This is a genomic window from Kitasatospora setae KM-6054, from assembly GCF_000269985.1.
In the GTDB taxonomy this organism is placed as follows: domain Bacteria; phylum Actinomycetota; class Actinomycetes; order Streptomycetales; family Streptomycetaceae; genus Kitasatospora; species Kitasatospora setae.
On the sequence record NC_016109.1, the window covers coordinates 3,360,352 to 3,372,353 of the forward strand.

Annotated in this window: 11 protein-coding genes; 4 read left to right on the forward strand and 7 right to left on the reverse strand. The window is 73.2% G+C overall.

The window, feature by feature from the left end; all coding sequences use genetic code 11:
* Positions 1-57: 57 nt before the first annotated feature.
* Positions 58-1,836, forward strand: coding sequence for an acetyl/propionyl/methylcrotonyl-CoA carboxylase subunit alpha (locus KSE_RS14725; RefSeq protein WP_014136109.1), 1,779 nt, complete (start codon positions 58-60; stop codon positions 1,834-1,836).
* 57 nt (positions 1,837-1,893) lie between these two features.
* Here the strand turns inward: KSE_RS14725 and KSE_RS14730 are convergent, their stop codons facing one another.
* From KSE_RS14730 to KSE_RS38420, 4 genes are all read right to left on the reverse strand, one after another.
* On the reverse strand, positions 1,894-3,201 hold the full coding sequence (locus KSE_RS14730) for a condensation domain-containing protein (protein ID WP_014136110.1): 1,308 nt from the start codon (positions 3,199-3,201) through the stop codon (positions 1,894-1,896).
* 162 nt (positions 3,202-3,363) lie between these two features.
* Entirely contained in the window at positions 3,364-4,263 is a 900-nt protein-coding gene (locus tag KSE_RS14735; RefSeq protein ID WP_014136111.1) for a DeoR/GlpR family DNA-binding transcription regulator, read from the reverse strand.
* Between the two features lie 229 nt (positions 4,264-4,492).
* Positions 4,493-6,010, reverse strand: a complete 1,518-nt coding sequence (locus KSE_RS14740) for an NAD(P)H-quinone dehydrogenase (protein WP_033259271.1) — start codon at positions 6,008-6,010, stop codon at positions 4,493-4,495.
* A 125-nt stretch (positions 6,011-6,135) separates the two neighbouring features.
* Positions 6,136-6,705 carry a hypothetical protein gene (locus tag KSE_RS38420; protein ID WP_148283099.1) on the reverse strand — a complete coding sequence of 190 codons (570 nt, stop codon included), beginning with the start codon at positions 6,703-6,705 and terminating at the stop codon, positions 6,136-6,138.
* A gap of 134 nt (positions 6,706-6,839) precedes the next feature.
* Between KSE_RS38420 and KSE_RS14750 the strand changes: the two genes are divergently transcribed.
* The 3 genes from KSE_RS14750 to KSE_RS14760 all read left to right on the forward strand — a co-directional run bounded on the left by KSE_RS14750 (position 6,840) and on the right by KSE_RS14760 (position 10,139).
* Complete coding sequence (locus tag KSE_RS14750) at positions 6,840-7,277, forward strand: gamma-glutamylcyclotransferase (protein ID WP_014136114.1); 438 nt, start codon at positions 6,840-6,842, stop codon at positions 7,275-7,277.
* A 135-nt stretch (positions 7,278-7,412) separates the two neighbouring features.
* Positions 7,413-8,243, forward strand: coding sequence for a purine-nucleoside phosphorylase (locus KSE_RS14755; protein ID WP_014136115.1), 831 nt, complete (start codon positions 7,413-7,415; stop codon positions 8,241-8,243).
* A gap of 192 nt (positions 8,244-8,435) precedes the next feature.
* Positions 8,436-10,139 (forward strand): phospho-sugar mutase, encoded by a 1,704-nt coding sequence (locus tag KSE_RS14760; protein WP_014136116.1) that lies wholly within the window; start codon positions 8,436-8,438, stop codon positions 10,137-10,139.
* 94 nt (positions 10,140-10,233) lie between these two features.
* Here KSE_RS14760 and KSE_RS38425 read toward each other — a convergent pair whose 3' ends face one another.
* From KSE_RS38425 to KSE_RS14770, 3 genes are all read right to left on the reverse strand, one after another.
* Entirely contained in the window at positions 10,234-10,908 is a 675-nt protein-coding gene (locus KSE_RS38425) for a hypothetical protein (protein ID WP_051055227.1), read from the reverse strand.
* Positions 10,909-10,930: 22 nt separating this feature from the next.
* Entirely contained in the window at positions 10,931-11,269 is a 339-nt protein-coding gene (locus KSE_RS42140) for a hypothetical protein (protein ID WP_148283100.1), read from the reverse strand.
* Positions 11,270-11,429: 160 nt separating this feature from the next.
* Positions 11,430-11,990 (reverse strand): T6SS immunity protein Tdi1 domain-containing protein, encoded by a 561-nt coding sequence (locus tag KSE_RS14770; protein WP_063747466.1) that lies wholly within the window; start codon positions 11,988-11,990, stop codon positions 11,430-11,432.
* Positions 11,991-12,002: the final 12 nt, after the last annotated feature.

Sequence of the window (12,002 nt, forward strand, 5' to 3'; positions counted from 1 at the left end):
CTCGCCGGTAGCGCCCTTCCATCCATAGACTCGACGAGGTTCGAGAAGGGAGCCACAGTGCGCAAGGTGCTCATCGCCAACCGCGGAGAAATCGCCGTCCGCGTCGCCCGGGCCTGCCGGGACGCGGGTATCGCCAGTGTCGCGGTCTACGCGGAGCCCGACCGGGACGCGCTGCACGTGCGCGCGGCCGACGAGGCGTACGCCCTGGGCGGCGACACCCCCGCCACCAGCTACCTGGACATCGCCAAGGTCCTCAAGGCCGCCGCCGACTCCGGCGCCGACGCCGTCCACCCCGGCTACGGCTTCCTCTCCGAGAACGCCGACTTCGCCCAGGCCGTCCTCGACGCGGGTCTGACCTGGATCGGCCCCCCGCCCCAGGCCATCCGCGACCTCGGCGACAAGGTCACCGCCCGCCACGTCGCCCAGCGCGCCGGCGCCCCCCTGGTCGCCGGCACCCCCGACCCGGTCTCCGGCGCCGACGAGGTCGTCGCCTTCGCCACCGAGCACGGCCTGCCCGTCGCCATCAAGGCCGCCTTCGGCGGCGGCGGCCGCGGCCTCAAGGTCGCCCGCACGCTGGAGGAGATCCCCGAGCTCTACGAGTCCGCCGTCCGCGAGGCCGTCGCCGCCTTCGGCCGCGGCGAGTGCTTCGTCGAGCAGTACCTCGACAAGCCCCGCCACGTCGAGACCCAGTGCCTGGCCGACACCCACGGCAACGTCGTGGTCGTCTCCACCCGCGACTGCTCCCTCCAGCGCCGCCACCAGAAACTCGTCGAGGAAGCCCCCGCCCCGTTCCTCACCGACGCCCAGAACGCCGAGCTCTACCGCGCCTCCAAGGCCATCCTCCGCGAGGCCGGCTACGTCGGCGCCGGCACCTGCGAGTTCCTCGTCTCCCAGGACGGCCTGATCTCCTTCCTCGAGGTCAACACCCGCCTCCAGGTCGAACACCCCGTCTCCGAAGAGGTCACCGGCCTCGACCTGGTCCGCGAGATGTTCCGGATCGCCGACGGCGAGGCCCTCGGCTACGACGACCCGCCCGTGCGCGGTCACTCCTTCGAGTTCCGCATCAACGGCGAGGACCCCGGCCGCGGCTTCCTGCCCGCCCCCGGCACCGTCACCCTCTTCAACCCCCCCACCGGCCCCGGCGTCCGCCTGGACGCCGGCGTCGAGACCGGCTCCGTGATCGGCCCCGCCTGGGACTCCCTGCTCGCCAAGCTCGTCGTCACCGGCGCCGACCGCGCCCAGGCCCTCCAGCGCGCCCGCCGCGCCCTGGCCGAGTTCAAGGTCGAGGGCATGGCCACCGCCATCCCCTTCCACCAGGCCGTCGTCACCGACCCCGCCTTCGCGCCCGAACTCACCGGAACCCAGCAGCCGTTCACCGTCCACACCCGCTGGATCGAGACCGAGTTCGACAACACCATCCCGCCGTTCGCGGGCACCGGCACCGACGGCGAGGAGCCCGAGGGCCGCGAGACCGTCGTGGTCGAGGTCGGCGGCAAGCGCATCGAGGTCTCCCTCCCCTCCTCCCTCGGCCTGCCCACCGCCCCCGCGGCCGGCGCGGCCGGCGGGGCCAAGGCCAAGCGCCGCGTCGGCGCGAAGAAGGCCGGCGCCGCCGCCTCCGGCGACACCCTCGCCTCCCCCATGCAGGGCACCATCGTCAAGGTCGCCGTCGAGGAGGGCCAGAGCGTCGCCGAGGGCGACCTCATCGTCGTCCTCGAAGCCATGAAGATGGAGCAGCCGCTGAACGCCCACAAGGCCGGCACCATCACCAACCTCGCCGCCGAGGTCGGCGCCGCCGTCTCCAGCGGCGCCCCCCTCTGCGACATCAAGGACGCCTGAGCCTCCTCGGCACCGTGAAGGGCGGCGGGAGTCCGCGGACTCCCGCCGCCCTTCGGGCTATTCGGCCACGCCGAGGACCAACTCCTCGACGCCGCACAGGAACTCGGCCATCTGCTCTCGGCCGAGCAGCGCGCTGTCCACCACCATCCGCAGCTCGACCGCGCCGGGCACCACCACCACGTCCACCGCGACGGACACCCCCGGGCGCACCGGGAACTCGTCCGGGAAGCTCAACTCCCGCTCCCCGGCGGCCCCCGGGGCCGGGGCGTCGGACATCAGCGCGGCCAGCGGGTCCCGGGTGTCGTTCCAGAACACCGAGTGGTCGGCCAACTCGACGCCGGACGCCCGCAGTTCCTCCAGGTCGGCGTCCAACCGCGGCTTGTCGTAACCGGAGTGGCGGTACGCGCTGAGCGCCGGGCCGTGCGCGCGGCGGACCGTCTCGGCGAAGTCCGGGGAGATCTCCGGGAGGTGGAACAGGCCCTCCTGGGCGAGCGTGGTGACGGCCTCGGCGGCCAGCTCGGTGAACCGGTTGCCGACCACCACCTGGCACAGGAAGCCGCGCTGCCCGCCGAGCCGGGCCAACTCGGTGGCGGCCGCGGCCAGCAGCACGGTGGCGTCGCTGGTGCGCAGCCGGGCGGCGACCGCCGGGAGCGCGGCGGCCAGCGCCGGGGAGCGCAGCACCGCGTACGGGAAGGTCCGCTCCGGGTCGGGTTCGCCGTCCGGGCGGGGCAGCAGGACGCGCGGGCCCGCGGTCAGCTTCTCCCGCCAGTGCCGGCGGGCGGCGGCGTCCCGGCGGCGGCCGCGCGGCCCGGACTGCCCGGCGGCCTCCTCCAGCGGCTGGGCGAACTCCCGTTCGGCGCGCAGCTCCCGGGCGGTGCGACCGGCCGCCAGCAGCATCAGGTCGCGGACCATCCGGCGCATCCCCCAGCCGTCGGCGGCGGTGTGCGAGAGCACCACGACCGTCCACCGGACCAGGCCGTCGACCAGCACCAGCCCGAGCCGGACCGGCCACTCGCCGGCCAGGTCGAAGGGCTGCCGGGCGTACGCGCCGAGCAGTTCCTCGGCGGCCGCGGCGGCCGCCTCGGGGGTGTCCCGGTGCAGCAGCGCCACCGGCAGGACGCCCTCCGGGTCGGCGACCTGCGTCAGGTCGCCGTCCCGCTCGACCAGCCGGGTGCGCAACGCGTCGTGCAGGTGCAGCAGTTCGGCGTAGGCGCGGAGCACCGCCTCCGGCGTCATGCCGGGGTCGACGGGCGCGGCCAGCTTCAGGTTGTAGCGGGGCGCCTCGGGGCCGAGCCGGACCAGGGCGGAGTGGATGGCGCGCTGTCCCCAGGTCGCGGGGCCTTGGCCGCCACGGGCCTCACGCACCGTCAATTCGGTTGTGCGGTCGAGTGTTTCGCTCGCTGCGTCCATGGGGCCAGACGCTACAAGCGGGGCGGGCGGGGCGGCCAGGGGTCGGCGGTGGGCGGGCCGGAACCGGTCAGCCGGCGGCCCTTCACCCCGTGCCCCCGCGCTCCGTGCCCCCGCGCGTCAGCGGATGCGTTCGGCGAGCCGGGCCGGCGGCGGCAGGGCGCCGTGCGGGGCGGGGCGGCGCTGGCCGGGCAGCGGGCCGCCGGCGGCCAGGCCGGACGGCGGCGGGGCGGCCCGGCGGGCGGGCTGCTGGTGTCCGGCGTCGGGGGCCAGGCCGAGCGAGGCCACCGAGATCTGCACCCCGCAGTCGGCGAGCGCGTGCTGTTCCCGGGAGGTCAGGTCGTCGAGCAGGGTGCGCTCGTCGGTGACCAGCCGGGTGATCGCCTCGGTGGCGACGGTCTGGAACATGCTGTCCGCGCCGAGCTTGGTGTGGTCGGCCAGCACGATCACCTCGTTGGCGGCCTGCACCAGCGCCCGGTCCACCGAGGCGGAGAGCATGTTGGCGGTGGACAGGCCGCGGTCGGCGGTCAGGCCGCTGCCGGAGATGAAGGCCTTGGTCACCCGCAGCCCGGCCAGCGACTGCTCGGCGCCGCTGCCCACCAGGGCGTAGTTGGAGCCGCGCAGGGTGCCGCCGGTCATCACCACCTCGACCCGGTTGGCGTGCGCCAGCGCCTGGGCGACCAGCAGCGAGTTGGTGACCACCGTCAGCCCCGGCACCCGGGCGAGCCGGCGGGCCAGCTCCTGGGTGGTGGTGCCGGCGCCGACCACGATGGCGTCGCCCTCCTCGACCAGGTCCGCGGCGAGATCGGCGATGGCGCTCTTCTCGGCGGTGGCGAGGTGGGTCTTCTGCGGGTAGCCGGGGTCCCGGCTGAACCCGCCGGGCAGCACCGCGCCGCCGTGGCGGCGGTCGAGCAGCCCTTCGGACTCCAGCGCCCGGACGTCCCGGCGGACGGTGACTTCGGAGGTCTGGACGACGCGGGCCAACTCGCGGAGCGAAACCGCTCCGTTGGCGCGCACCATCTCAAGGATCAACTGGCGACGTTCTGCTGCAAACACAGGACCGACGGTAACCCGAGTGACCGTCTGCTTTCAGGCGTTTGCACCTGGTAACGGGATTTGCTCACCTCGGAACGGCGCACGACCGTACAATGCGCGCTCCCTCGGCCGGGTGAGCCGGTCAGTGCGCGCCCGGCTCGTTCCGGTACGTCCCGCACGCCCCGGGCGTGCGCCGCCCGGGGCCCCGGGGGCGTTACGACTCGGCGCCCTCGCGCTTGCGGATGTGCAGCTGGCGGGCGGCCTCGGCGGTGGAGCCGGAGAGCGACGGGTAGACCGTGAAGGCGCCGGCGACCTGCTCGACCGTCAGGTTGTTGTCGACGGCCAGCGAGATGGAGTGGATCAGCTCGGAGGCGCGCGGGGCGACCACCACGCCGCCGACCACGATGCCGGTGCCGGGGCGGGCGAACAGCTTCACGAAGCCGTCCCGGATGCCCTGCATCTTGGCCCGCGGGTTGCCGCGCAGCGGGAGCTTGACCTCGACGGCGTCCATCTTCCCGCAGGACACGTCGGCGTGGGTGTAGCCGACGGTGGCGATCTCCGGGTCGGTGAACACGTTGGACGCCACGGTCTTCAGGTTCAGCGGCTGCACCGCGTCGCCGAGCGCGTGGTACATCGCGATCCGGCCCTGCATGGCGGCCACCGAGGCCAGCATGAAGACGCCGGTGCAGTCGCCGGCCGCGTACACGCCGGGGGCGGAGGTGCGGGAGACCCGGTCCACCTGGATCTGGCCCCAGTCGTTCACCGCGACACCGGCCTCCTCCAGGCCGAGGTCGGCGGTGTTCGGGATCGAGCCGACCGCCATCAGACAGTGCGTGCCGGTGATCACCTTGCCGTCCGCCAGCGTCACCTCGACCCGGTCGCCGATCCATCCCTCCTTGCCCGCCTCCGGCGAGGAGGGTCCCTGTGCGCCTTCTGCCCGTTCCGAAAACCTCTTCACCGAGACCGCCCGCGAGCGGCTCATCACGTTCATGCCGCGGCGGCGGAACACGTCCTCCAGCACCTCGGCGGCGTCCGGGTCCTCGCCCGGGAGCACCCGGTCGCGCGAGGAGACCAGCGTGACGTTCGAGCCGAGCGCCTGGTAGGCGCCGGCGAACTCGGCGCCGGTGACGCCGGAGCCGACCACGATCAGCTCGCGCGGCAGCTCCTCCAGGTCGTACACCTGGGTCCAGGCCAGGATCCGCTCGCCGTCCGGCTGGGCGTCCGGCAGTTCGCGCGGGCGGACGCCGGTGGCGATCAGCACCGCGTCGGCGCGCACCGACTCGGTGGCGCCGTCGGCCAGTTCGACCAGCACCTCGCGGGAGCCGTCGATCGCCTGGCCGCCGCTGCCCAGCCGGCCGCGGCCGCGCAGCACGGTGACGCCGGCCCGGGTGACGGCCTGGGTGATGTCGTGCGACTGGGCGATCGCCAGCCGCTTCACGCGCCGGTTGACCTTGCCGAGGTCGACGCCGACCACCCGGGCCGGGTCGGCCGGGTCCGGCGTGCCGTCCGCGACCAGGATGCCGAGTTCCTCGTAGGAGCTGTCGAAGCTGGTCATCACCTCGGCGGTGGCGATCAGCGTCTTGGACGGCACGCAGTCCGTCAGCACCGCCGATCCGCCCAGACCGTCGCGGTCGACGACGGTCACCTCCGCGCCGAGCTGGGCTGCCACGAGGGCCGCCTCGTATCCGCCTGGTCCGCCACCGATGATCACGATCCGAGTCACGTGCCCCATTGTCCCGCACCCCGGAACCGATTCCACGCCGGGGCCGTTGTTGTTCCCCTCTCACTTCGTCCGGCCGCCGACCGGCCCGCGCCGCACGCCCCGCACGCCCCGCCCCGCGCCGTCCCGCCGCGCCGTCAGCCGGTCTGCCGGATCGAGGCGCCGACCAGCACTCCGCCGGAGACCGTGTAGGTGCCCTCGTACGTCCTGGTGCTGCCGTCGGTCTGCTCCGCGTAGATCACCGCCCGGACCTGGCCGGAGCCGAACTCGCTGCTGGTGCCGAGGTAGATCCGGGCCGTGGTGGCGTAGCCCCGCACCCAGCCGGCGTAGTCGCTGCCGCCGATGTTCCGGCCGCCCAGCGCCCAGGCCGCCGCGTAGTCGTGGTCGGTGATGTCCTGGTAGTACTGCGTGACCACGGCGGTGGCGTTGGTGAGGGTCGGGTTGCCGCCCTTCGCGGTGGTGACCGTGACGGTCGGGTTCGGCGTCGCGGTGACCGTCTGCGGCGTGACGGTGACGGTCGGGGTGGGCGTCGGCGTGACCGTGACGGTCGGCGTCGGGGTCGGCGTCGCGGTGACGGTGACCGCGGCCGGCGGGCTGGCGCCGGAGCCGGCGCCTCCGCCGGAGCCGCAGCCCGCCAGGGCCGCCGTGGTCGCCAGCAGCACCGCCGCCGCGGCCGGGACACCCACCGCCACCGGTAGCCGTCGCATCAGGACACTCCCGTCCGGCGCGCACCCCGCCCCCGAGCGGGGCGGGTCCGCCCGCGGGGTGAGACCTCCCTCCACGGTAGGCCCGCCCCGGCCGGACGGCCCGGTAGGCCGTCCGGCTCCCGTAGGCTGGCGCCATGTCGCTCTACGCCGCCTACGCCACCAACCTCGACGCCCGGCAGATGTCCCGGCGCGCCCCGCACTCCCCGCTGCGCGGCACCGGCTGGCTGCCCGGCTGGCGGCTGACCTTCGGCGGCGAGCAGCTCGGCTGGGAGGGCTCGCTGGCCACCGTGGTCGAGGACGAGAAGGAGCAGGTCTTCGTCTCGCTGTACGACGTGGCGCCGATGGACGAGGAGGGCCTCGACCGCTGGGAGGGCGTCCAGCTCGGCATCTACCGCAAGGTGAAGCTGCGCGCGCAGACCCTGGACGGCGAGGTCGCGGTCTGGACGTACGTGCTGAACGACTACGAGGGCGGCCTGCCCGCGGCCCGCTACCTGGGCCTGATCGCGGACGCGGCGGAGAGCGCCGGCGCCCCCGACGACTACGTGCTGGACCTGCGCCGCCGACCCTGCTGAGGCTGGTGCGTTCGCCCGGGCGCGGCCCGCGCCCGGGGGACGAATGCTGTCGTTCCACGCAATCCGGGTAACGATCCGGCATGGCCCGGGCGCGCTGTCTACGCGCGTAGGCAAATGTGACCTATCCTCGACCGTGTGAACGCATCTCCTCAGACGGTCGCCCCCGCCGACCCCTACGCCGCCGCCCGGGCCGCCGCCGACCGGCTGCGCGAACTCACCGGCGCCGAGCGCCACGACGTCGCCCTGGTGATGGGCTCCGGCTGGGTGCCCGCCGCCGACGCGCTCGGCGAGACGCTGGCGGAATTCCCGGTCACCGACCTGCCCGGCTTCCCCGCCCCCTCGGTGGCCGGCCACGCCGGCACCATCCGCTCGGTGCGGATCCCCGGCGACGACGACCGCCGGGCCCTGGTCTTCCTCGGCCGCAACCACTACTACGAGGGCCACGGCGTGGCCACCGTGGTGCACGGCGTGCGCACCGCCGCCGCCGCCGGTTGCCGGACGATCGTGCTCACCAACGGCTGCGGCGGCCTGCGCGCGGGCTGGGTCCCCGGCCAGCCGGTGCTGATCAGCGACCACATCAACCTGACCGCGGACTCCCCGATCGTCGGCGCCAACTTCGTCGACCTCACCGACCTGTACTCCAAGCGGCTGCGCGCCCTCTGCCGCGAGATCGACCCCTCCCTCGACGAGGCCGTCTACGTGCAGTTCCGCGGCCCGCACTACGAGACCCCGGCCGAGGTCAACATGGCCCGGGCGATCGGCGGCGAGCTCGTCGGCATGTCCACCACCCTGGAGGCCATCGCCGCCCGCGAGGCCGGCGCCGAGGTGCTCGGCCTCTCGCTGGTCACCAACCTGGCCGCGGGCATCACCGGCGAACCGCTCAACCACGCCGAGGTGCTGGAGGCCGGCAAGGCGTCCGCCGAGCGGATGGGCGCGCTGCTGGCGCAGGTCCTGGAACGGATCTGACACCCCCTCCGGCGGGCGGACCTCCCCGGCCGGGGATCCGCCCTGACGGAGAATCGGGGGCGTGACGAGGAGAGGCGGCGCCGCCGCGCGCGGGTCCCGTGCGCGGCGGCGCTCCGCTGTCCCCTCCCCTCGCCCTCCGCACCCCCCTCGTCCTCTCGTCCTCCCACCCCCATCTCCCAAGGAGCGGGCCGCATGCCGAAGGAACCCACCACCGACCTCCTCGACCGGGCCCGCACCTGGCTGGCCGAGGACCCCGACCCGCAGACCCGCGCCGAGCTGACCGCCCTGCTGGCCGCCGCCGAGGGCCCGGAAGCCGAGGCCGAGGAGCGGATCGCCTGGTCCCGGCTGGCCGAGCGCTTCGCCGGACGCCTCCAGTTCGGCACCGCCGGGCTGCGCGGCGAGCTGGGCGCCGGGCCGACCAGGATGAACCGCGCCGTGGTGATCCGGGCCGCCGCCGGCCTGGCCGGGTACGTCCGCCGGCACCCCGAGCTCGGCGACCTGGTGGTGATCGGCTACGACGCCCGCCACAAGTCGTACGACTTCGCGCTCGACACCGCCGCCGTGGTCGTCGGCGCCGGCCTGCGCGCCGCGCTGCTGCCCCGCGCCCTGCCCACCCCCGTCCTCGCCTTCGCGATCCGGCAACTCGGCGCGGCGGCCGGCGTGGTCGTCACCGCCAGCCACAACCCGCCCCGGGACAACGGCTACAAGGTCTACCTCGGCGACGGCTCGCAGATCGTCCCGCCCGCCGACGCCGACATCGCCGCCGAGATCGACGCGCTCGGCCCGCTGGCCGGCATCCCGCGCGCCGAGAGCGGCTGGGAGGTCCTCGGCGACGACGTCCTCACCGCGTACCTGGCCCGCGCCGCCGCCGTCCTCGACCCGGCCGGGGCGCGCGAGCTCACCACCGTCTACACCCCGCTGCACGGCGTCGGCCGCGACGTCCTGCTCGCCGCGTTCGCCGCCGCCGGCTTCCCCGCCCCCACCGTCGTCGCCGAACAGGCCGAACCCGACCCCGACTTCCCCACCGTCGCGTTCCCCAACCCCGAGGAACCCGGCGCGATGGACCTCGCCTTCGCCACCGCCCGCGAAGCCCGCCCCGACCTCGTCATCGCCAACGACCCCGACGCCGACCGCTGCGCCGTCGCCGTCCCCGACCCCGCCGCCGACGGCGGCTGGCGGATGCTCCGCGGCGACGAGGTCGGCGCCCTCCTCGGCGCCGCCGTCGCCGCCACCGGCACCGACGGCGTCTTCGCCACCACCATCGTCTCCTCCACCCTGCTCGGCAGGATCGCCGCCGCCGCCGGCCTCGGCTACACCGAGACCCTCACCGGCTTCAAGTGGATCGCCCGCGCCGAGCACATCCGCTACGGCTACGAGGAGGCCCTCGGCTACTGCGTCGACCCCGACGGCGTCCGCGACAAGGACGGCATCACCGCCGCCCTCCAGATCGCCGAACTCGCCGCCGGCCTCAAGCGCGACGGCCGCACCCTCACCGACCTCCTCGACGACCTCGCCCTCACCCACGGCCTGCACGCCACCGACCAGCTCTCCGTCCGCGTCGACGACCTCACCGTCATCACCGACGCGATGACCACCCTCCGCGACAAGCCCCCCACCGAGCTGGCCGGCCTCACCGTCACCCGCGCCGACGACCTCACCACCGGCACCCCCGACCTCCCCCCCACCGACGGCCTCCGCTACCTCTTGGCCGGCCCCGCCGTCGCCTCCGCCCGCGTCGTCGTCCGCCCCTCCGGCACCGAACCCAAGCTCAAGTGCTACCTGGAGGCCGTCCTCCCCGTCCCCACCCCGGCCGACCTCCCGGCCACCCGCGCCGCCGCCCAGGACCTGCTGGACGCCCTCAAGCACGACTTCGCCACGGCGGCCGGGCTGGCCTGAATCACCCGCACCACCGACTGCGGGCCCCGGTGCCAACAACACCAGGACGCGCCGAGGTCCCGCCGACAACAGTCGGCGGGACCTCTTCGTGCTGCTATCCGGCAAGAAGTTCGGAGACGACCCGCAACTGCTCATCGGACAACGAAACAGCGCTGTTCATACTCCTCGGGCTCTCCTCCGAGGCACACACCCGGATGCCGCCCTCGGTGGTGCGCCATTCGACGGGCTCCCATTGGAGGTTCTCCGTGGCGATGAGCTCGGCAACCTCCTCGGAATGCGCCTGCACCCCGACCGCCCGCAGGGCATCGGCCAGCATGTCCACACCTCCCGAATCCGCCACCTCGACATCCCCCAGCGCGGGCGCCAGCAACAGCATTCGCTGCGCCCGAGCAAGCGGATCAGCCGCCCGGTTCGCAACCCGGAGCACTTCATCCCACGAAATCCCCGGACCCTGGTAGCCGCCTTCCAGAGTGGCCACCCTGATGCAGTCCCTTCCGCCGGGCGGCACCACCAGGTAGTCGACACCAGAGTCGTCCTCGACGTTGCGGAAGACAACCACCAGGGACGAACCGCCGTCGATGGGAACCTCGAAAGTCGGCCATGCATCCGGAGACCAGAGGGCCCGCTGCATCTCGCGAATCGAAGGAACTTCCACCGCCCACGCACGCGCGAGCAATGAATCATCCTCGATCGACTGATTGAGACAGTAGGCCGCCCAGAATTCTGGCTCCCCCATCAGATCCGCTCCGTCAAACGTGATCAGATCCACATCGACAGCCTCCGGAAGGGAATCACCATGCCCGGGAATGATCATTTTCCCCTCTCTCGACATCGCCGTTGGCGGCAACCTTTTTGATGATCTGGCCGACTTCAATGTTGCGCACACCGATGATGGCGAAATTCCCACTACTGTCACCGGCACTGGCAGTCCGCTGCTCCTTGGGCGACGGCGACCGAGTCTGCGCATCAGCAGCTTCCTGGTCAACGGCTCGAAGCCGGTGACCGACCGCCACATCAAGGGCGTCAACCCGCTCGCGGGAGGTTTCGCCCCCATAGGGGCGGTGTGCCGTCGCAGCCGGCCTCGGCCGCACCGAAACACTCACCGGCTTCAAGTGGATCGCCTGCGCCACGGCGGCGGGGCTGGCCCGAGAATGGGCCGACACCACACATGACAGAGCGGCTCCGCCTGGCCGAAGCCAGGCGGAGCCGCTCTCCGTGCCGCCCCAACCTCCTACCGATTCGGGGACCGCTTTCGGGCAGTGGTCAGCACACGGTCATGCTCCGTTCCTGTCACCCTTTCACTTGGGAACGCAGCTGACCGAAAAGGCCCCAGTAGACCTCCTCGTCGCTCACCTCAAGGTTTTCGACCTCTCCCTGACCACCCAGGAAGAGGGGGACCTTGAACCCCACGCACTCATCGGCTGGAACCCGCCCGGGGTACTGACGGCGCCACTCCGCGAACAGGTCGGCCGCGAGGAACGTGTCCGGCTCCTCGACCATCTCCTGGTCGAAGAGGTCGGCCAGGGTCACGTCGACGACGAAAGCGTCTCCGGATCCCGGCTCCATGAGAAGAATCCGATCAGCGGTCGGCAGTCCGTCGTGAGTGGGAACCGCGAACTGCCGTCCCAGCCAGTCCTTGGCGAACGGGATGACGCGCCCCTGGTACTCGGGGAAGACCTCCCCGATGAGCGCGACGGCACGGCGGGACTGGTGGGCATCGTGGATCCGGATGATGCCGTTGCCGAAGGAACTTCCGGCACCAATGGCCATCAGCTCCGTTCCCCCGGCGACCCCCTCAAGGTGGGAAAAGGCTGAAGGGCGTTCCGCCTCCCTGAAATCCTCCGGGTACACGGCCAAGAAGTT